This window comes from Clostridium sp. 1001271B_151109_B4 (assembly GCF_015670405.1).
In the GTDB taxonomy this organism is placed as follows: domain Bacteria; phylum Bacillota; class Clostridia; order Clostridiales; family Clostridiaceae; genus Clostridium.
The window spans coordinates 42722-63253 of sequence record NZ_JADPBQ010000013.1; the positions used below are offsets into that span (position 1 = coordinate 42722).

21 protein-coding genes are annotated in these 20532 nt (G+C 29.6%); 20 read left to right on the plus strand and 1 reads right to left on the minus strand.

Annotation, left to right across the window (positions count from 1 at the left end; all coding sequences use genetic code 11):
* The first annotated feature begins 3 nt into the window (after positions 1 to 3).
* The 20 genes from mreD to I4V63_RS10325 all read left to right on the plus strand — a co-directional run bounded on the left by mreD (position 4) and on the right by I4V63_RS10325 (position 19076).
* A complete protein-coding gene (mreD, locus tag I4V63_RS10230) occupies positions 4 to 492 on the plus strand; it encodes a rod shape-determining protein MreD (protein ID WP_196001157.1) in 489 nt (162 codons plus the stop codon).
* Positions 492 to 3461 carry a penicillin-binding transpeptidase domain-containing protein gene (locus tag I4V63_RS10235; RefSeq protein ID WP_196001158.1) on the plus strand — a complete coding sequence of 990 codons (2970 nt, stop codon included), beginning with the start codon at positions 492 to 494 and terminating at the stop codon, positions 3459 to 3461. The genes mreD and I4V63_RS10235 overlap by 1 nt, the downstream gene beginning before the upstream one ends.
* A 225-nt stretch (positions 3462 to 3686) precedes the next feature.
* Positions 3687 to 4337, plus strand: a complete 651-nt coding sequence (minC, locus tag I4V63_RS10240; RefSeq protein ID WP_196001159.1) for a septum site-determining protein MinC — start codon at positions 3687 to 3689, stop codon at positions 4335 to 4337.
* A 15-nt stretch (positions 4338 to 4352) separates the two neighbouring features.
* Positions 4353 to 5150 carry a septum site-determining protein MinD gene (gene minD, locus I4V63_RS10245; RefSeq protein ID WP_196001160.1) on the plus strand — a complete coding sequence of 266 codons (798 nt, stop codon included), beginning with the start codon at positions 4353 to 4355 and terminating at the stop codon, positions 5148 to 5150.
* A gap of 15 nt (positions 5151 to 5165) precedes the next feature.
* On the plus strand, positions 5166 to 5435 hold the full coding sequence (gene minE, locus I4V63_RS10250) for a cell division topological specificity factor MinE (RefSeq protein WP_196001161.1): 270 nt from the start codon (positions 5166 to 5168) through the stop codon (positions 5433 to 5435).
* A 366-nt stretch (positions 5436 to 5801) separates the two neighbouring features.
* Positions 5802 to 6938 carry a rod shape-determining protein RodA gene (rodA, locus tag I4V63_RS10255; protein ID WP_196001162.1) on the plus strand — a complete coding sequence of 379 codons (1137 nt, stop codon included), beginning with the start codon at positions 5802 to 5804 and terminating at the stop codon, positions 6936 to 6938.
* Positions 6939 to 7034: 96 nt separating this feature from the next.
* Positions 7035 to 7427, plus strand: coding sequence for a hypothetical protein (locus tag I4V63_RS10260; RefSeq protein WP_196001163.1), 393 nt, complete (start codon positions 7035 to 7037; stop codon positions 7425 to 7427).
* Between the two features lie 211 nt (positions 7428 to 7638).
* Positions 7639 to 8502: a site-2 protease family protein gene (locus I4V63_RS10265; protein WP_196001164.1), complete on the plus strand. Its 864-nt coding sequence runs from the start codon at positions 7639 to 7641 to the stop codon at positions 8500 to 8502.
* 151 nt (positions 8503 to 8653) lie between these two features.
* The gene (locus I4V63_RS10270; RefSeq protein ID WP_196001165.1) at positions 8654 to 10513 is read left to right on the plus strand and encodes a TIGR03960 family B12-binding radical SAM protein; all 1860 of its coding nucleotides are present in this window, start codon (positions 8654 to 8656) and stop codon (positions 10511 to 10513) included.
* On the plus strand, positions 10497 to 11198 hold the full coding sequence (locus I4V63_RS10275) for a TIGR03936 family radical SAM-associated protein (RefSeq protein WP_196001198.1): 702 nt from the start codon (positions 10497 to 10499) through the stop codon (positions 11196 to 11198). The genes I4V63_RS10270 and I4V63_RS10275 overlap by 17 nt, the downstream gene beginning before the upstream one ends.
* 12 nt (positions 11199 to 11210) lie before the next feature.
* Entirely contained in the window at positions 11211 to 12656 is a 1446-nt protein-coding gene (locus I4V63_RS10280) for a ribonuclease E/G (protein WP_196001166.1), read from the plus strand.
* A 128-nt stretch (positions 12657 to 12784) separates the two neighbouring features.
* Positions 12785 to 13096, plus strand: a complete 312-nt coding sequence (gene rplU, locus I4V63_RS10285; protein WP_196001167.1) for a 50S ribosomal protein L21 — start codon at positions 12785 to 12787, stop codon at positions 13094 to 13096.
* A gap of 9 nt (positions 13097 to 13105) precedes the next feature.
* Complete coding sequence (locus tag I4V63_RS10290; protein WP_196001168.1) at positions 13106 to 13480, plus strand: ribosomal-processing cysteine protease Prp; 375 nt, start codon at positions 13106 to 13108, stop codon at positions 13478 to 13480.
* A gap of 5 nt (positions 13481 to 13485) precedes the next feature.
* Positions 13486 to 13785, plus strand: a complete 300-nt coding sequence (gene rpmA / locus I4V63_RS10295; protein WP_042399852.1) for a 50S ribosomal protein L27 — start codon at positions 13486 to 13488, stop codon at positions 13783 to 13785.
* Positions 13786 to 13939: 154 nt separating this feature from the next.
* Positions 13940 to 15226 (plus strand): GTPase ObgE, encoded by a 1287-nt coding sequence (gene obgE / locus I4V63_RS10300; RefSeq protein WP_196001169.1) that lies wholly within the window; start codon positions 13940 to 13942, stop codon positions 15224 to 15226.
* 11 nt (positions 15227 to 15237) lie between these two features.
* The gene (yhbY, locus tag I4V63_RS10305; protein WP_042399757.1) at positions 15238 to 15543 is read left to right on the plus strand and encodes a ribosome assembly RNA-binding protein YhbY; all 306 of its coding nucleotides are present in this window, start codon (positions 15238 to 15240) and stop codon (positions 15541 to 15543) included.
* Positions 15544 to 15545: 2 nt separating this feature from the next.
* Positions 15546 to 16154 (plus strand): nicotinate-nucleotide adenylyltransferase, encoded by a 609-nt coding sequence (gene nadD / locus I4V63_RS10310; protein WP_196001170.1) that lies wholly within the window; start codon positions 15546 to 15548, stop codon positions 16152 to 16154.
* 1 nt (position 16155) lies between these two features.
* Positions 16156 to 16722 carry a bis(5'-nucleosyl)-tetraphosphatase (symmetrical) YqeK gene (yqeK, locus tag I4V63_RS10315; RefSeq protein ID WP_196001171.1) on the plus strand — a complete coding sequence of 189 codons (567 nt, stop codon included), beginning with the start codon at positions 16156 to 16158 and terminating at the stop codon, positions 16720 to 16722.
* A gap of 44 nt (positions 16723 to 16766) precedes the next feature.
* Complete coding sequence (locus I4V63_RS10320; protein WP_196001172.1) at positions 16767 to 18107, plus strand: LCP family protein; 1341 nt, start codon at positions 16767 to 16769, stop codon at positions 18105 to 18107.
* Positions 18108 to 18173: 66 nt separating this feature from the next.
* A complete protein-coding gene (locus tag I4V63_RS10325) occupies positions 18174 to 19076 on the plus strand; it encodes an RluA family pseudouridine synthase (protein WP_196001173.1) in 903 nt (300 codons plus the stop codon).
* 76 nt (positions 19077 to 19152) lie between these two features.
* Here the strand turns inward: I4V63_RS10325 and I4V63_RS10330 are convergent, their stop codons facing one another.
* Positions 19153 to 20463, minus strand: a complete 1311-nt coding sequence (locus tag I4V63_RS10330; protein ID WP_196001174.1) for a D-alanyl-D-alanine carboxypeptidase family protein — start codon at positions 20461 to 20463, stop codon at positions 19153 to 19155.
* Positions 20464 to 20532: the final 69 nt, after the last annotated feature.

The following is a 20532-nucleotide window of genomic DNA, read 5'->3' on the forward strand; positions in this document are numbered from 1 at the left end:
GTTATGAAGAGGATATATTTAATAATTATATTAATACTATTATTGATTATAGATAATACTTTATTACCTAGCTATTCTATCGCAGGAGCCTTTCCAAGTCTTTTATTTGTATTTTCTATGGCATATTCTGTTATTACAGGAAAAAAAGAAGCTGTTTTTATTGGAATAGTAAGTGGGTTTCTTCAAGATTTATTTTTCTTTTCAGGGTTTGGAGTTAATTTATTTCTAAATACTTTATTATGTCTTTTATGTGCTAAAGTTGGAGAAAGTATATTTAAGGAAAATAGAATTGTTCCAGTATTAATAGCGTTATTTGTTTCAACTTTAAAGGTTTTAGGGGTAGTTATAATATTTAAGTTATTTGCCGTAAGTATTGATATGAAAGTAGCTTTGTTATCGGCAGTATTAAATACTATTTGTATGATGCTTTTCTATAGATTTATTTTAAATATGTTAGATAAATATTTAGATAGAAATACATGGAGGTTTTAATGGTAGTAAATAAACCTAAAAAAAAGAAAAAGAATTCTAGATACTCTGTTTTATATATAATTATGTTTATAATTATGGGGACTATAGTAGCAAAATTATTATATTTACAAGTTTATAAGCATGATGACTATAAAGAAAAAGCTGATGTAAGTTCAACTAAGTTTATTTCTGAGGAAGCACCAAGAGGAAACATTTATGATTCTGATGGAAATATAATAGCGACTAATAAACAAACATATGCATTAACATATATGGAAACTATTGAATCAACTAAAGCCTTTTACAAAACTATGGACAAGATATTTGAAATCTTGGAAGAAAATGGAGAAGAATTTCAAGATGATTTAGCCCTTAAAGTTGATGAGAGTGGCAATATATATTTTGAGTTTAAGGCAGATAGTGAATCAGCTAGAAGAACATTAGAAATAAGATTTAAACGTGATAGAGGATTGAATGAAGATATAGAAACAGAACTTTTTGAAAATCAAGAAGGCGACTATACAGATGAACAAATAAATCAAGTTAATGATAAGCTTATGGAAATATCGGCAGAGGATACATTCTATTATATGGTAGAATCTTATGGTTTATATAAGTTATTATTACCAGAAGGATATACTTCTGATGAGGCAACAGCAATGGCTAAAAAGTATAAAGATGCAACTGGCCAGGAAATATTAGATGATTTATTAAAAGAATACTCAATTCAAGATATTAGAAGATATATTGTTATAAAAGATGCTATAAAAATGGGAAGCTATAGTGGTTATTCTAATATTACAATAGCAAGTAATATCGCTAGAGAAACTGCATTTATAGTATATCAAGAACTGAATAATTTACCGGGAATTAATGTTACTTTAAAACCAGTTAGATACTATCCATATGGTACATTAGCATCAGCTGTAGTTGGATATGTTTCTTCTATTAGTAGTTCGCAAAGTGAAAGCTATGAATTAAGAGGTTATGATGTATCAACTGATTTAATTGGTGTATCAGGAATAGAATCCGCTTTTGAGGACCAATTAAAAGGTACAAAAGGTGGAACTACTGTTAAGGTAAATTCACAAGGTAGAACAACAGAAGAATTATTTAAATTAGAATCTTATCAAGGAAATAATGTACACTTAACCATAGATAAGGATGTTCAATATGCAGCTCAAGCAGCATTAGAGGACCAAATACTTACATTGCAGTCAGAGGGATTAACGAGTGCTACTAGAGGTGCTGTAGTTGCAATAGAAGTTAATACAGGAAGAGTAATTGCCATGGCAAGTTATCCGTATTTCGATCCTAATGATTTTGCAATTCCAAGTGAATTAAGTACAGAAAAATATAATGAATACTTTAATCCAGACTATGAGAGTTTTGGAACACAACATATTCAAAGCACAGGGGCAACAGGAACTTTAGATGAACTTTTTAAAGTAAATGAAGATACTGGTGTTAGAGAAGATACTTATGATATTTATCCAAGAGCTATGTTTAATTATGCAACTCAAGGATTAGTAGTACCAGGGTCAACATTTAAGCCGTTAACAGCTTTAGCAGGATTGATGGATGGAGCAATAAGTGAAAGTGATACTGTTAATGACGTAGGGATTTGGAGTAGTGATTATACAGGAAGTCAAACTCTTGAAAACTTCCAAAAGACAGGTCATGGAATTACAGATGTTAGAAAAGCACTTGAAGTTTCTTCAAATTATTTCTTTTATGAAACTGCAATTAGATTATATATAAAGAATGGCGGAGATGTTGATGCCCTTGATTCTATTGCTCGTTATGCATGGAAATTTGGATTAGGAGTAGAACAAGGGAAAAGTGCTTCAACTGGAATTCAAATTTATGAAAACTTTGGGCAAACATATAATTTTGTATCATGGAGAAAGAGTTTATCAGAAAATGCAAAGTATACTATAGTACCAGCTCTTGAGGCTGGTAATTATGAAAATACTTATTTCTTTGTTCCTTTTGATATAAAAGATATTAGTACTGATCCAGATGAATTAAAAACATTAAAAACTAATTTAAAAAATAATATTAAAGAAACTTTATTAAAAGTTGGAACTGATGAACAAGTTAGTGGGCAGACAGAATATGCTAATAGTATAATTGATATGGTTAAGGAAATAATGAATGTATCAGATAGATATAAAGAAAATTTAGCTGATGCAGGATTAGAATATTCTGAAAAAGTTGTTAATGAACAAGCTAGAACAGTATCAAATGCAATTTCTTATTTTATTGTTAACCAAAGTTCTGAAATAAGATCACCAATAAATATAGTTCAAGATGGTATTGGTCAAAGTATGAATGCATTTACACCATTACAAATGGCGAATTATATTGCTACTTTAGCTAATGGAGGCACAAGATATAAAGTATCAATAGTTGATAAAATAACATCGCCTGATGGAGAAATTATTCAAGAATATACTCCAGAGGTATTAGATCAAATTGATATTCCATCAGATGTGCTACAAGCTATAAAAGAAGGGATGAGAAGAGTTAATACTTCAACATCAAATGCAACTGCTTATGCATTATTTTCTAATTTTCCTATAGAAGTTGCTGGTAAAACTGGTACAGCTGACTTTGGTACACAAGAACAATATGATTACCAAGGAAGAAAGGCATATGCAAACTATATAAGTTTTGCACCTATGGATAATCCTGAAATTGCAATATTCTCTACTATTTATGATGGTAATAGGGGAGCTAATAGTGCATTTGTTCATAAGGCGATATATGAAGCTTATTTTAAGGATAAATTATTACAAATTAATCCGAATTATGCATCTATATCAGCAACTTTCCAAAAATATGTTATTGGAGCTCCAGCAGACAATAAAGAAGGATCAGAAACTGAGGAAGAATCTACAATTGAAAATATAGAAGATTTAGGTACGACTGAGGAAAGTGGTCAAGAATTAAATATACCTGTTGAAAATGGAGCGGGTGCAGATTAAGCAAGAGAGCCTTTAAATAGGTTCTCTTTTTTGTGAAAAATTTGTTGTTTCAATTTATTTTCTTTACTTAAAAGAGTAGTTATTTTAAAATAAACAATGATCATTGGTAAAATAAGTGATATTTTACAGGAAAATTACAGCACTTTGAAGCTGATTATGTTTTTAATTGTTGTTATATGATATAATTAATATTAAAGTGAGTTATTAATTGGTGGAGGATTGCCAATGAAAGATGATAGAATACAAATAAAAGGGAATAAAGATGGTGTGAATGTTACTATTGATATAGAAAAATTTATATGTTTCGATGATATGCTTGAAGTATTAGTATCTAGGTTATCAGTTAATAAAGGCTTTTACAAAAATTCAATATTAAAAATTATATCTAATTTTGAACATATTAGTAACTCTGATATAAGCAAATTAAAGAATGAATTATTTCAAAAAATAAATATAAAAGATTGTGTTTTTGATGATATTAGTAAGAAAAAAGAAGAAAGCAATAATATTAAAGTTTTTAATGGAATTAATGAAGGAAAAACTAAATTTATCAAGAAAACAATAAGGAGTGGACAATTAGTTGATTATCCCGGCAATATTATTATAATAGGAGATATAAATAATGGTGCAGAGGTATCAGCAGGTGGAAATATTATAGTTCTTGGAAGTATAAGGGGGCATGTTAAGGCTAGGACTGGTGGAAATAAAAAATCTATAATAGCTGCATTTTCAATGCAACCAGAATTAATGCAAATATCAGATATACTTACCGTACCACCAGATGATGGTATTAAGCCATCTTATCCAGAAGTTGCAAAGATAAAAGATGGTTACATAGTAGTAGAGCCATACTTACCAAATAAATATATTTACTAAAGTGGAGGGATTGACATGGGAATTTCGATAGTTGTTACATCAGGTAAAGGTGGTGTTGGAAAGACTACAACAACTGCTAACTTAGGAACAGCATTAGCTGCATTAGGGAAAAGGGTAGTAGTTGTAGATGGAGATACGGGACTTAGAAATCTAGATGTACTAATGGGATTAGAAAATAGAATAGTGTATACAATTATTGATGTAATTGAAAACAGATGTAGATTAAAGCAAGCATTAATTAAAGATAAAAGGTATCCTAATCTTTATCTTTTACCAACAGCTCAGACTAAGGATAAAGATGATATTAGAGCTCAAGATATGTTTGATTTAGTTAACAAATTAAAGGAAGAGTTCGATTATGTATTAATAGACTCTCCAGCTGGAATTGAACAAGGTTTTGAAAACTCAGTTGTAGGTGCAGATAAAGCTATTGTAGTTGTAAACCCAGAAATTACATCAGTAAGAGATGCTGATAGAGTAATTGGTAAATTAGATGCAAAAGGATTAGAAGATCATGCAGTAATAGTTAACAGATTAAATTATGAAATGACTAAAAGAGGAGATATGCTTGATGTTTCAGATATTATAGAAACTTTATCTATTAAGCTTTTAGGGGTAGTTCCAGATGATAGAAGTATAACTGTTTCAACTAATAAAGGTGAGCCTATAGTTTTAGATGAAAAAGCTCAATCTGGTCAAGCGTTTAGAAATATTGCTAAAAGAATCACAGGAGAAGAAGTTCCATTACTTAAGTTAGGTTCTGAATCTACTGGAATATTTTCAGCAATAAAAAGAATGTTTAAGAAAAATTAGGGGGGATTGGTCATTATGGATTTTTTAAGGGTATTTTCTAATAAGACTACACCAAAAGAAGTTGCTAAAGATAGATTGAGATTAATACTAATTCATGATAGAGGCGATATAGCTCCGGAGACTTTAGATAAGATTAGATATGAAATATTAGATGTTATTTCTAAGTATATAGAAATAGATGCTGATGATGTTGAGATTTCATTAAATAGAAGTGAGGACGTTGAGGGTGAAGGAGGACCTGCATTAATTGCAAATATTCCAATAAAGAGTATAAGAGGAAGATAAAAAATAGGTGTATTAAAATTATAATGTCAACACAAAGTGAATAAAGATCTAAGCTAGGTACAAGTAGCTAGTCATGAGTTGAGGTTGAAATACCTTGAGGTGTTTTTTTAAATTGTAACTTGCTACTTGAAATTTCTCGCTATCTTACTGGTGTGTTAGCATTATTTTTTTGATACATTTTTTTATTTAAAAAAATGAAGCATTCATAGATAATCTTAGGATACATATACTATTTTTGTGTTTAATATTTAAAGTAAATTAATTCTTAAAAGTTTATGAATTTTATATGGAACAGTATAATTCTTTATGGAGAAAAAAGAGGAAATAGGATATAATAAGTAGGTATAAATTCTAGGAGGTAAAGTTATGATACCTTTATCAAAGTTTAAAATGAGTTTGAAGGAACTGAAAAGGGTAGATAAGTGGATGCTAATATCGATAATATTAATAACGATGTTTGGCATAGTTAATATATATTTAGCAAAGAAAACATCTACTGGAGGAATGTTATTTCCAGTGAAACAAAGTATTTTCTTTGTGGCATCATTAGTATTATTATACTTTGTTGTAGCAATAGACTATTCAATTATAAAAGCATTTACACCAATATTTTATTGGGGATCAATAGCGTTATTGGTATTAGTATTATTAATAGGATCAACAATTAATGGAGCTCAAGGATGGATAAGATTAGGACCGTTATCATTCCAGCCAGCAGAGCTTGCAAAAATTGGGACAATAATGATGATGGGTAAAAAATTAGATGATATGGAAGGTGAAATAAATAATTTTAAAAATTTCTGTATATTAGCTTTTTACGCAATAGTACCTGCAGCGCTTATTGTCATTCAGCCAGACATGGGGATGACAATGGTGTTATTCTTTATGGTTTTAGGAGTTTTCTTTATTGGAGGACTAGATAGTAGGATAATATTAGGTGGCTTAGGAGCACTAATAGTAGGTATAGTTTTAGTATGGAATTCAGGATTAATTCAAGATTACCAAAAGAGAAGAATTACATCATTTCAGAATCCAGAAGCAGATTCATCAGATTCTGGATATCACTTAAGACAATCGCTTATAGCAGTTGGATCTGGTGGTTTTTTTGGGACATTGAATTCTTTGGCTAATGATGGAACCGGAGGCTATTCCTCACAATATGTTCCAGAAATTCAAACAGACTTTATATTTACTCAGCTTTGTGAACAATGGGGAACTTTTGGTGCAATTTGCTTATTAACTCTATATGGAATATTGATTTCGAGAATGATTAATATAGCACGGGATTCTAAAGATATTTTTGGAAGAATTATAGCAACAGGGATGGTAGCGTACTTCTTATTTGCAATATGGCAAAATATAGGAATGACAATAGGGTTAATGCCTATAACAGGAATAACTCTTCCATTAGTTAGCTATGGAGGAAGCTCATTATTAACTACAATATTATCATTAGGGTTAGTTATAAATGTAGGAGTGAGAAAGACAAAACTTAATTTTTAAATATCGGGATATGCAATATGTTGTAATACAATATATTGCATATTTTTTTTAGTTGCAAAATATAATTTAATAATCAATTTTTTTAGGGAGGTAGAAATGGGAAATTATAATTCACAATATAAAAATTACTATCAAGGGTTGCAAAATAAAAATGTAAAGAAAAAGAATTCAGCAGTATATACTAGAAATTCCTTTGAAGAGATATATGGATATAACAATAATAAAAGAAAAAAGAAAGAGTTCTTTTCAAGTATGTCTAATGTTTTTATTTATCAGTTAGTTGTAGTCATTTTTATGTTGATGGCAAGTTTTTATTTGAAATATGCACCAGGTCAAACCGGAGCATATGAAAATGTCAAAGCAGTAATTAATGATACAACTTATAGTCAGGTTGAGCAAGAAGTAGAAAGTTTTGATTTATCGAAGATAGTTAATAAAATAAGTAATTACATAAAAACAAGTTTAGGTGGGGATAAGGTTGATTTTTAATGTCTATCTGATGGCTAGCCGTTGTAACATTCCAATCTTTTTAGCTGGAAGATAACAATGGATGCGCCTCTAGACTAGGTACTTTTTTGGTATAATGAATTCTAACATTAAGATAGGGTTAAAACTTCATTTTAAGATAAGAATTAAGTTTATACAATGGTATTAAGGAGGTTGATGGTTTACTAATGGTTTGACTGAGAAGGAGAGGTAAATGGATAGATGGAAAAAAGGTGTTTTAGCAGAATTTATAGTATTTTTTATACTTTTAAGCTTTAACAATTCAATTATTTTAGCATTTATAAGTATACTTGCTCATGAAGGGATGCATATATTAGTTGCAAAAAGAAAAGGTTGTAAGTTTAATGATATTCAGGTTCATATATATGGAACAAGTGCTCAGTTTGCTAATATAGATGAATTAAACAAAAAGGAAAAACTGCAAATTTATTTATCAGGTCCTTTTGCTAATTTTATAATTATATGCATATTTTTGTGTGTTGGTTTTGTAAGTAATAATACATTGATAGATAAAATGATTAATATTAATCTAAGTTTATTATTTTTCAATTTACTTCCTGCTTATCCGTTAGATGGATCAAGGGTATTAGAAATATTATTATCTCAAAAGATAGTGTATAGACGAGCTAATGATATAATTTCCAAAATAAGTTATGCAATAGGAGCTATATTATTAGCTATTTTTATAATTGTATTTGCATATAAAGGTGTAATAAATGTAAGTATACTTATCGCTGCAATTGCTATATGTTTAATTACAAGAAGTGAAGAAAAATCAGCTATGTATATATTGATGGGGAATATATTTGTAAAAAGAAATAAATTATTAAGAAATAAGTATATTGAAAATAAAAGTATATCAGTTTACTATAAGCAAGGTCTTGCTAACATTATGTCGATAGTAGATAAAAATAGATTTAATATATTTTATGTATTAGATGATGATTTGAAAGTAGTATTTATTATGAATGAAGATGAATTAATAGAAGCTTTAAAATTGTATGGAAATATTACTTTAGAGGAATACTTTGGTTTAAGAAATAAGAGTGGGTATTAGTTTACTTTTTAATAATGATTATGCTAGAATAACATTTAGATAGTTAGAAGTTAAGAGTTAGTAGTTAGTAGTGGTGAAAAATTCGGCTTAAGCTGAATTTTTTAGTTAACTACTAACTTAAAACTATTAACTAAATTAGAGGAGGGTACTTATGAATAAGATAGCTGATGATATTTTATGTAAAGTAGAAAAGCCATCAAGATATATTGGTGGTGAATTAAATCAAGTTATAAAAAATCCTGAAAATGTTAATGTAAGATTTGCTTTTTGTTTCCCAGATGTATACGAAGTTGGGATGTCACATTTAGGAACAAGAATTTTATATCATACTATAAATGAAAGAAAAGATACATATTGTGAAAGAGTTTTTGCACCATGGCCAGATATGGAAGCATTAATGAGAGAAAATGACATAAAGTTATTTACTTTAGAAACTAAAACATCATTAGATAAATTTGATATGTTAGGATTTACGCTTCAATATGAAATGAGTTATACAAACATATTAAATATGCTTGATATGTCAGGAATAACTATTAGGGCAAGCGAAAGAGGAGAAGAAGAGCCAATAATTATGGCTGGAGGTCCTTGTGCTTACAATCCAGAGCCTTTATATGATGTTGTAGATTTCTTCGAAATTGGTGAAGGAGAAGAAATGATGAATGATGTCTTAGAGGTATACTCAAGACATAAAGCTAATGGGAAAGTAAATAAGAAAGAGTTCTTAAGAGAAATATCAAAGATAGGTGGTATTTATGTACCTTCATTATATGATGTTACTTACAATGAAGATGGAACTATAAAAGAGTTTACGCCTAAGTATGAAGATGTTCCTGCTAAGGTTAAAAAGAGAATGGTTAATAATTTTGATGCTGTATCATTCCCAGAAGAAATGATAGTACCATACACTGATATAGTTCATGACAGAGTTGTTTTAGAAACAGCTAGAGGATGTACTAATGGATGTAGATTCTGTCAAGCAGGTATGATTTACAGACCAGTTAGAGAAAAGACTACAAATACATTATTAGATCAAGCTAGAAAGGCTCTTAAGGCTACTGGATATGATGAAGTATCATTATCTTCATTAAGTATTTGTGATTACTCTAATATTCAAAATTTAATATCTAGTTTAGTTATGGAGCATGAATCTAATAAGGTTGGTATAGCGTTACCTTCTATTAGAGTAGATGCTTTCTCAGTTGATTTAATTAAAGAAATTCAAAAAGTTAGAAAAACAGGATTAACTTTTGCTCCAGAAGCAGGTTCACAAAGAATGAGAGACATAATAAATAAGGGGTTAACTGAAGAAAGAATTTTAGAAGCTGCTAAAAGTGCTTTCGAATCAGGTTGGAGTACTATTAAATTATACTTCATTTTAGGACTTCCTTATGAAACTACAGAAGATGCTGCTGGAATTGGCGATTTAGCAGAAAAAATGGCTGATGTTTATTTTGGAATTCCAAAGGACGTTAGAAATAAAGGATTAAAAATTACTGTAAGTACATCTATATTAGTTCCAAAGCCATTTACTCCATTCCAATGGGCTCCAATGGCTAGACCTGAAATAGTTGATGAAAGAATTAAAGCTGTTAGAGGAGCTATTAAATCAAGAAGTATAGTTTATAACTATCATGAGCAAGAAACTTCATTTATGGAAGCTGTATTTGCAAGAGGAGATAGAAGAACTTGTGATGTTTTAATTAAGGCATTTGAAAAAGGTGCTAAATTTGATGGATGGTCAGAATACTTCAATATGCAAATATGGAAAGAAGCAATGGAAGAATGTAACTTAGATGCTGATTTCTATGCATATAGAGATAGAGGATATGATGAAGTTCTTCCTTGGGATTTCATAGATATTGGTGTTAATAGAAAATACCTTGAAAGAGAAAATGAAAAGGCTAAGAGAGCTGAACTTACAAGAAACTGTTTAGAAGGCTGTACTGGATGTGGAATAGATGTAAACTTTAAAGAAGGGAAGTGTTTTGAAGGTGCGATACGTAATTAAATTTACTAAGGGGGCTGATATTAAATTTATTGGTCACTTAGATTTAATGAGAACTATTCAAAGAATAATAAAAAGATCAGGATTACCTGTTGAGTATTCAAAAGGATTTAATCCGCATATGGCATTATCTATAGCACAGCCGCTTTCGGTTGGAGTTTATTCAGATGGTGAATATTTAGATTTAGTTTTAACAGAAGCTCTTGGTGTAGGAGAAGTTATAGAAAAATTAAATGAAAGTGCCCCTCCTACAATTAAATTTTTACATGCAACTCCAGTTGAAATAATAGAAAATGTTAAGAGATTACCTCAAGCGATGGCACTTTTAGATGGAGCTAGATATACAATTAAGGTAAAACTTAATGGAACTTCTAAAGTAGAAGAAGAAATGTGTAAAACTCTTAATGAATCTAAATGGGAAATTGTAAAGAAAACTAAAAAAGGTGAAAAGCTTACTGATATAAAACCACTAGTTAAAGAGTTTAAATATTGGGTAAAGGATGATGAATTAATTTTAAATGCTTTAATAGCAACAGGAAGTAGAGAAAATCTTTCGGCAGATCTTTTAGTTACTTACTTAAAAGGAAAAGTATCAGAAATTAATGCTGAATCTTTCGTTAATATCAAAAGAGAAGAAATGTATATTTTAAAAAATAATAAATATGTTCCTTTATATAAAGGAATTTAAGGTAGTTTTAATATGAGAGAAATTTTTGTTGAGAAGAGAGAAGAATTAATTAGAATAGCAGTAAAGGAAAATGGTGAGTTAGTTGAATGCCTTGTTGAAGAGGAAACTAATGAGCCACAAATTGGAGAGATTTATAAGGGAAGAGTCAAAAATATAATTCCAGGTATTAATTCAATATTCTTAGATATTGGATTAGATAAAGAAGCTTATATGTATTATAGTGAAGAGCTTAAAAGAGTTGGAGTTAAAAAAGGACAAGAAATCCTAGTGGAAGTTTTAAAGGAACCTTTAGGTAATAAAGGTGCTAAGGTTAGCAATAAAGTTAATATACTTGGTAGATATATGGTTTTAACTATGGGAGTAGAAGGGATTACTATATCTAAAAGAATTTCTGACTTAGAAGAAAGGCAGAGACTAATAAATCTTACTAAACCTATTAAAGGTGTTGAAATAGTATTTAGAACAGAAGCAAAAGCTGCAACTAATGAAGAATTGCTAAGTGAATTAAATTCATTACTAGAAAAAAAAGAAGAAATGGAAAAGAAGCTTAGATACTCAACAACTATTGGAAAAATAAAATCGAATAGCATGATAATTAGATTTTTTGAAGAATTAGATCAAAGAAAAACTAGTATAACAGCTGATGATCAGGAATTTCTTAAAAATATTAAGGAATTAATTAAAAGTAATAAAGAGATTGAATTTAAATTTTATGAAGATAAGAGAACTTTATTTGATTATAGTGGAATAGAAAAGGAAATACTTAAATTAAGGCATAAAAAAGTAAATTTGCAATGTGGTGGATATATTGTTATTGATAAAGCTGAAGCAATGTATGTTATAGATGTAAATAGCGGAAAAAATACCAAGGGAAGAGATTTTAATAAGACTATAATGCAAACTAATTTAGAGGCAGCTAAAGAGGTTGGAAGACAAATTAGATTGAGAAATTTAAGTGGTATTATAGTAGTTGATTTCATTGATATGAGGGATGAAAATCAAAAAGTACCCGTTATAAAGGCATTAAAAAAATCATTAGAAGCTGATAAAGGCAATGTTAAAGTATTTCCATTTACTGAGCTTGATTTAATTCAAATTAGTAGGAAAAGAAAAGGAAAATCTATTTATGAATATTTAGAAGAGCCTTGTAAAAAATGTAAGAGAAATGGCTTTATTTTGAAATTATCATATATAGAAAATCTTATTAGAAATGAAATAATAAAATGCTCTAAAGAAAACTCTATAAAGGATTTTTACGTAGAGATAGATAAAAATTATGAAAATGACATAAATGATGATATAGTTAAATTTTTGAAAAATATTGATGGATTAGATAAAGAAATTTATTTAAATTTTGTGTATGATATAGAGGGGTATAGGGTTGAACCTCTTATATTTGCATCGCAAAAGGAAAATTACCAAAATTACAAAATTAAAACAATTGAAAAAGCACAATAAATTTCTTTACAAAATGTAACTTTATATGATAAAATGTCATATGTAAACCGCACATACCGGGTTTTAATAAAAACAAAGTTAAATCTTTGTACCTGAATTGGCGAGACCGTTTAAGAGGAGGTGTTTTAATGTACGCAGTAGTAGTAACTGGAGGAAAACAATACAGAGTTCAAGAGGGAGACGTAGTATACGTTGAAAAATTAAACGCTGAGGTTGACTCTACAGTAGAATTAACAGAAGTTTTAGCTGTTTCTAACGGAGAAACTTTAACAGTTGGTGCACCAGTAGTTGCTGGAGCTAAGGTTGTTGCTAAGGTAGCAGCTCAAGGTAAGGCTAAGAAGATCACTGTTTTCAAGTATAAGCCTAAGAAGGACTATAGAAAGAAGACTGGTCATAGACAATCTTACACTAAGTTAGTAATCGAAAAAATCGAAGCTTAGTTATAAGTTATGATTAAGATTATTATATTTAAACAAAAACATATATCTATTGGATTTAAGATTGAAGGTCATGCTTTATCTAGAGAAGAAATAGAAAGTACTACAGGTGATGCATATGACATGATTTGTAATAGTGTTTCAGTTTTGTCTCAAAGTACTGTAATAGGTATGGAGGAAGTTTTAAAACTACCAGTAAAGTATGAAATAAATGATGGATTTTTATCACTGAATTTACGTAATCTTAATGAAAAAGATATTGAAGTAGGGCAAGTATTACTTTTAACCTTTGAAAAAAGTTTAGAAAGTTTAATTATGTCCCTTGACGCTAGTTTTGGTAAAAATAGACGGAATAAATATATAAAAATGAAATTCGAGGAGGTGTAATGAGTATGTTAATGATGAACCTTCAATTATTTGCCCACAAAAAAGGGGTAGGTAGTTCAAAGAATGGTAGAGACTCTGAATCTAAAAGATTAGGTGCTAAGGCTGCTGACGGAGAATTCGTTTTAGCTGGAAACATCCTTTACAGACAAAGAGGAACTAAGATTCACCCAGGTCTAAACGTAGGTAAGGGTGGAGATGACACTTTATTTGCTAAAGAAGACGGAATCGTAAGATTTGAAAGAATGGGAAGAGACAAGAAGAAAGTTTCTGTTTACCCAGTAAGCGTTGAAGAAATAGCTGAATAATTATATTTATATAGGTAAAAGCACCCGTAAGGGTGCTTTTATTCTTGTAATAGATATATAATTTATATATACTATTATAAAATATATATGTTATGGAATAATAAAAATAGATTATTATGTTTAACATTAAAAAGTTACAAGGAGGAAAGTAACTATGTTTATAGATAGAGCCAAGATATTAGTTAGATCAGGTGCTGGTGGAAATGGAGCAGTTACATTTAGAAGAGAAAAGTATGTTCCACTTGGAGGACCAGATGGTGGAGATGGAGGAAAAGGTGGAAGCGTTATATTTACTGTTGATACAGGATTAACAACACTTTTAGATTTCAAATATAAGAAGAAGTTCATAGCTGAATCAGGTGGAAATGGTATGGGTTCAAAATGTTATGGTAAAGACGGAGAGGATCTATACATAAGAGTTCCAATGGGAACTATTGTTAGAGATTTTGAAAGCAACAAGGTTATTGCTGACCTTTCACATAAAGATGATACATATGTTATTGCTAGAGGTGGAAAGGGTGGTAAAGGAAACTGTAAGTTCTGTACACCAACAAGACAGGCACCACATTTTGCAGAGCCAGGTATGCCAGCAGAAGAAAGAGTATTAACTCTTGAGTTAAAATTACTTGCTGATGTTGGGTTAGTTGGATTCCCTAATGTAGGTAAATCAACATTACTTTCAACTGTTACAGCAGCTAAGCCAAAGATAGCAAATTATCACTTTACAACTTTAAAGCCAAATTTAGGTGTTGTTAAAGCTGAAGGGATAAATTCATTTGTTATGGCTGATATTCCGGGAATAATTGAAGGCGCAGCAGAAGGTGTTGGATTAGGCCTTGATTTCTTAAGACATATTGAAAGAACTAGATTATTAATTCATGTAGTTGATATTTCAGGTGTTGAAGGAAGAGATGCCTTTGAAGATTTTGTTACTATTAATGAAGAACTTAAAAAGTATTCTGTAAAGCTTTGGGATAGACCACAAATAGTTGTAGCAAATAAGGCTGATATGCTTTATGATGAATCAGTATTTGAAGATTTCGAAAAGAAAGTAAAAGAATTAGGATTTGATAAAGTATACAAAATGTCTGCAGCTACAAAATCTGGAGTTGAAGAAGTTATCAAAGAAGCTGGTAGAATGTTAACAGAAATTCCAGTAATGGATTTAGAAATTCCAGATGAAGAAAGATATGTTGAGCAAGAAAAGAGATTCACATATGAAATTAACGTTGAAGAAGGTGAAGAGTACAATACTTATATTGTTACTGGATCATTCGTTGATAGATTACTTGCATCAGTAAATATTCATGATGCAGATTCATTAAGATACTTCCATAAGGTACTTAATAATAAGGGAGTATTACAAGAAATTAGAGAGATGGGCGTACAAGATGGAGACATGGTTAGATTAAATGACTTCGAATTCGAGTACATTTTATAGGAGGAAATTTTATGATAACAGGAAAGCAAAGAGCTTATTTAAGAGGGCTTGCAAATACTATGAGTCCAATATTCCAAATTGGAAAGAATGGTGTTGAAGAAACTTTTTTAAGACAATTAAAGGAAGCATTAGAAGCTAGAGAACTTATTAAAATAAAGGTTTTAGAAAATAGTGGTTTAGCAGCTAGAGAAGTTTCAGATGAAATATGTAAAGCTATTGGATGTGAAGGAGTTCAAGCAATCGGTAGTAAGATTGTATTATATAAGAAGTCAGAAAAGAAACCTAAAATAGAATTGCCACAAGGAAAAAATAACTAGTTATGAAACGATATGGTATGATGGGGGGAACATTTAATCCCATACATTTAGCACATTTATATATAGCATATGAAGCTAAAGAAGTCTTAGAGTTAGATAAAGTTATATTTATGGTAGCTGGTAATCCACCACATAAAAAGGATAGTCCGGTAATAGACTCTAAGTATAGGAATGATATGGTTAAAAAGGCTATAGAAGGTTATAAAGGCTTTGAAATCAGTGATTATGAAATAAAGAAAAATGGGTATAGTTATACCTATGAAACTTTACAGTATTTAAAAAACTTAGATGATGTTAGTGAAGTATTTTTTATTGCAGGTGCAGATTCATTAATGGATATAGAAAAGTGGAGAAATACTGATTTAGTATTAGAAAATTGTACTTTCGTTGCTTTTAATAGAGGAGAATATACTAAAGATATTCTTGAGTTACAGAAATCTAAATTAGAAGAAAGATACAATGCTAAAATAATATTACTTGATGTAGCCAATATAGATATTTCTTCATCAATGATTAGAGAAAGAATAGCTGAAGGAAAAAGAGTAGACTTTTTCTTGCCAGAAGGAGTAATGACGTATATAAGTGAAAATAATTTATATAGGAGAGAGTAAAATGTGGGGAATAGATGAAATAAAGGATTATTTAAAAGATAATTTAAAACCATCTAGATATGGTCATACCTTAGGGGTAGTAAAAACTGCTATTGATCTTGCGAATATTTACAACGAAGATGTTAAAAAGGCTGAAATAGCTGCACTTTGCCATGATGTAGCAAAAAATATGAGTAGTGAGGAAATGCTAAAAATAATTAAAGATGAAAATATTTTATTATCAGTAGATGAAAAAAATACTGAAGAATTATGGCATTCAATAATTGCACCTATTTTAGGAAAGAAAATTTTTAAGATAGATGATGAAGAAATATTAAGTGCAATGAGATGGCATACTACTGGAAAAGAAAATATGAATAAATTGGAAAAAATAATATATTTAGCTGATTTAATTGAACCTTCAAGAAAGTTTGAGGGTGTAGAAGAAATTAGAGCGATTTCTCGTAAGAACTTAGATGAAGCTATGTTAAAAGCATTAACTCATACAACTATGTATTTATTAAATCAGGACTGTGCAGTAGATGTAAATTCTGTTAAAGCAAGAAATTATTTGTTGTATAATAGATAAGTAAATACAATTATATATTTAGTTTATAAGGTGAGGGATGGGCAATGGCAGGAAATAAAAAAAGTGAGAAACAAAATGCCAGAAGGGGATCGAGGCAATTAAGTCCAAGGGAAGAACTTGAAATTAAACAAAGGCTTAAGAGAAAAGAAAAAAAATCAACTGTTATTAAGAGAGCAATTACAGCTTTAATTTTAACAATAGTGGTACTTGGTGGATTAGTTGGAGTATATTTATTTTCATTTGTTTCATCGCTTAATAATAATGATATCATATCAGCAGTCAAACCAAGTTCAAATGAAACTGTAAATATATTATTGCTTGGAATGGATATAGGAGATGCAGAAAATACTTCTAATTCATCAGCAAGAAGAACAGATACTATGATGCTGATTAACTATAATCCACGTACAGATAATATAAACGTTGTTTCAATACCTAGAGATACATTAATAGAAGTAGATAATGCAACAGATGGGAATGGAAATAAAATTCCTTATTGGAAGATAAATGCGGCTTATGTTTTAGGTGGAGAAGAAGAGGTTATAGAACAAGTTCAAAATCTTTTAGATGTACAAATTAATTATTTAGTTGAAATAGATTATGCTGCCTTTAGGAATTTAATTGACGCTATTGGAGGAGTTGAAATGTATATTGATAGAGATATGTATTATGATGATGATGCACAAGATTTACATATACATTTCAATGCTGGTGAAACAGTGTTATTAGATGGGCAAAAGGCAGAAGAGTATTTTAGATGGAGAAAAAATAATGATGGAACTGGACTTGCAGAAGGTGATTTAGGAAGAATTAAAAATCAACAGGCATTTATATCTGCAGTAATTGAAAAATGTACTAGTCCAGAAATTATAACACAGATTCCAAGTATTCTTAAGTCTGTAAAAGAAAATATAGTAACTAATATGTCTGGAAGTGATATGATTTACTATGGATTGAAGATGATTAAAAATGAAGGAATCTCTATGAATACTTTACAAGGTGATAATGAAAGAATTTATGGGCAAGATTTCTTGGTTATGAATCCATCATATAATCAAAGTTTATTAGAATCATTAAAGATAACAAGTGAAGCTGATAAGACTGCAGACAGAACTGGTCATTCTATAATGGTTTTAAATGCTACTAGGGTAAATGGATTAGCAGGTAATTTGAGAATAGAATTAGAAAACTTAGGATATACAAATATTAGCGTAGGTAATTATGATAAATCAAAGGAATCTAAGATACTATCTAATGATAAAGAACTTAAAAAGCTATTAAGTGAAGATACAGGAATTAATAATCTTTCAAGAAATAAGGAAGAAGAATATGAAAATTATGATGCTGTAATTATTATTGGAGAAGATTATTTAACATTTAATTGATAAACTTAAGGTTAGCAAGAATCATAATTAACTTTAAGTTTGACTCTTAACTTTAGGGAGGAAAACATGAGTACTTTAGAGAAGTGTGTAGATAAAGCCTTTGATGGAATAAAGATAAGAGAATACTTAAAAGCAGAGATGGGATTATCATCAAGGCTTATTAGAGGTGCTGCTTTAGATAAAAGAATATTAGTAAATAATAATCCAGTTAAAATGAATTATGTATTAAAGGCTAATGATAATATTTTAATTAACCTTAAGAAAAAGGAAAGTCAAAATATAGAGCCGGAAAAAATAGATATAAATATAGTATATGAAGATAGCGATATAATTGTAGTAAATAAAAGACCTAATATGGTAGTTCATCCTACTAAGCGTTATCAATCAGGAACATTAGCGAATGCATTATTGTATTATTTTAAGGAAACTAATCAAGATTGTATTGTAAGACTTGTTAGTAGACTTGATATGGATACTTCTGGATTAATAATAATTGCTAAAAATCAGTATGCTCATATGGAGTTATCAAAGGATATGCAGCAAAATGGAATAGAAAAAAGATATTTAGCATTAGTTCATGGTCATATGGAACAAAGAGAAGGAACTATAGATAAGCCAATTTATAGACCAGAAATTGAAGGGAACATGAGAAGAGTTGTAGATGAAAGAGGGCAAAGAAGTATTACTCATTATAAAGTAGTAGAAAGATTAAGAGATGCTGATTTAGTTGAATGCTTATTAGAAACAGGGAGAACACATCAAATAAGAGTTCATTTAAGTCACTTAGGGCATCCTATCTATGGAGATACTTTATATGGATTTGAAGAAGATGCTCAATTAATTTCAAGACAGGCACTTCATGCATATGGATTAAACTTTAAATCCCCTAGAACAAAGGAACAGCTGCAATTACGAGCTGATTTACCTGAAGATATAAAAGCACTTTTAGAAAAGCTAAGAGAGAGTTAATATAATACTTAGTATAGAGGTGTCTTATAAATAATTATTTTAATGAAAAAGTCTGCCATTAAGGCAGACTTTTTCGTTAAAAATTATGTTTATTTCTTATATAAGAACGTCTTGCTAAAAAGCTTTTTCGTCTATTTCTTTTACGTATTGTAAAAATGATAATAATAATAACTATTATTAAAATAATTCCAGATGCTACTCCAGAAATAAAATATTTATTATTAGTAATTTTATTAACAGTATTTTTAACTGCAACTTCAGTTGTATATTCTCTAGATTCACCACTATCTAATTTTATATCGGATATTTTATTACCGTTAAGTAAAAGTGAAGCATTAAATAGTGTTTCACCTTTTTTTATAGATGTTTTACTTAAATCTTTATCTTCGTAAGTAACAGATAAGTTAATATTATCTTTATTTTCTCCATTTGCAAGATTGAAAGTATAATAAATATCTTCATCAGCAAGTAATGGAATAGTAGTTGAACTATCTAAAGCATAATTATCCAATTTATCACCAGCTGTTACTATTTTTTCAGTTTTAAAGTTTTCAAAGCCCCAATCAAATAATTGACCAACTCCTGTATATAAACCATCTTTATCAGTAGCATTTAAAAATGAACCTACTATTTCTTGGCCATCTTTAACTGCAACAGCAGCATATGAATGATTAGCTGCAACTGTATATCCAGTTTTACCTACATAAGCATATTGATATGTATAAGCTCCACTTTCTTTTAATAAAGGATTATGATTTGATGCCCATTTTTCACTTCCATCTGAATAAGGATGATTTGCATAAAAATATGATGGGGTTTGTGAAATTCTAACAAAGTCTGAATTTTGAGAAGCATATCTCATTATTAAAGCTAAATCATGAGCAGTTGTTAGATGACCATCTTCTGTTAGTCCACTTGGATTTTTAAAGGTAGTATTTGTTGCCCCTAATTCTTTAGCTTTTTCATTCATAAGCTTGGTAAATTCATCAATTGAACCTGAAATATGTTCTGCAATTGCTTCTGCACAATCATTTCCAGATTCTAGCAGTAACCCGTAAAGCAATTCTTCAATTGTATAAACTTCACCTTGCTCTATTCCTATGGAAGATCCATCGGCTTTGGGTGGATTTTCTCCTATAGTAACTTGATCTGTAAGATTACACTTTTCTAATGCTAATATTGCTGTCATTATTTTTGTTGTTGATGCAGGCATATATTGAACATCAGAATTTTTCTCGTATAGTACTTGACCTGTTTTTGCATCCATAAGATATACTCCTTCAGAGCATATATTAGGAAAAGCAAAGGAGTTTACTACAGTAATATTTAACAACAATATTGTTGAGAAAAATACTAAAGCAAACGTTTTAAATACTCTTTTCTTCATTTTTCTCTCCCTATATTTCATAGTTTACTTATTTAGTTTATCAAAAAAGGTGAAATAATTCCACATATA

Bases quoted from the DNA above. Each gene is read 5' to 3' on its own strand.
- I4V63_RS10290 (WP_196001168.1), top strand. From the start codon at position 13,106: ATGATTAAGATTATTATATTTAAACAAAAACATATATCTATTGGATTT.
- minD (WP_196001160.1), top strand. From the start codon at position 4,353: ATGGGAATTTCGATAGTTGTTACATCAGGTAAAGGTGGTGTTGGAAAG.
- minE (WP_196001161.1), top strand. From the start codon at position 5,166: ATGGATTTTTTAAGGGTATTTTCTAATAAGACTACACCAAAAGAAGTT.
- yqeK (WP_196001171.1), top strand. From the start codon at position 16,156: ATGTGGGGAATAGATGAAATAAAGGATTATTTAAAAGATAATTTAAAA.
- I4V63_RS10325 (WP_196001173.1), top strand. From the start codon at position 18,174: ATGAGTACTTTAGAGAAGTGTGTAGATAAAGCCTTTGATGGAATAAAG.
- I4V63_RS10270 (WP_196001165.1), top strand. From the start codon at position 8,654: ATGAATAAGATAGCTGATGATATTTTATGTAAAGTAGAAAAGCCATCA.
- I4V63_RS10330 (WP_196001174.1), bottom strand. From the start codon at position 20,463: ATGAAGAAAAGAGTATTTAAAACGTTTGCTTTAGTATTTTTCTCAACA.
- obgE (WP_196001169.1), top strand. From the start codon at position 13,940: ATGTTTATAGATAGAGCCAAGATATTAGTTAGATCAGGTGCTGGTGGA.
- I4V63_RS10280 (WP_196001166.1), top strand. From the start codon at position 11,211: ATGAGAGAAATTTTTGTTGAGAAGAGAGAAGAATTAATTAGAATAGCA.
- rplU (WP_196001167.1), top strand. From the start codon at position 12,785: ATGTACGCAGTAGTAGTAACTGGAGGAAAACAATACAGAGTTCAAGAG.
- I4V63_RS10260 (WP_196001163.1), top strand. From the start codon at position 7,035: ATGGGAAATTATAATTCACAATATAAAAATTACTATCAAGGGTTGCAA.
- I4V63_RS10320 (WP_196001172.1), top strand. From the start codon at position 16,767: ATGGCAGGAAATAAAAAAAGTGAGAAACAAAATGCCAGAAGGGGATCG.
- minC (WP_196001159.1), top strand. From the start codon at position 3,687: ATGAAAGATGATAGAATACAAATAAAAGGGAATAAAGATGGTGTGAAT.
- I4V63_RS10265 (WP_196001164.1), top strand. From the start codon at position 7,639: ATGGATAGATGGAAAAAAGGTGTTTTAGCAGAATTTATAGTATTTTTT.
- mreD (WP_196001157.1), top strand. From the start codon at position 4: ATGAAGAGGATATATTTAATAATTATATTAATACTATTATTGATTATA.
- yhbY (WP_042399757.1), top strand. From the start codon at position 15,238: ATGATAACAGGAAAGCAAAGAGCTTATTTAAGAGGGCTTGCAAATACT.
- I4V63_RS10235 (WP_196001158.1), top strand. From the start codon at position 492: ATGGTAGTAAATAAACCTAAAAAAAAGAAAAAGAATTCTAGATACTCT.
- rpmA (WP_042399852.1), top strand. From the start codon at position 13,486: ATGTTAATGATGAACCTTCAATTATTTGCCCACAAAAAAGGGGTAGGT.
- nadD (WP_196001170.1), top strand. From the start codon at position 15,546: ATGAAACGATATGGTATGATGGGGGGAACATTTAATCCCATACATTTA.
- rodA (WP_196001162.1), top strand. From the start codon at position 5,802: ATGATACCTTTATCAAAGTTTAAAATGAGTTTGAAGGAACTGAAAAGG.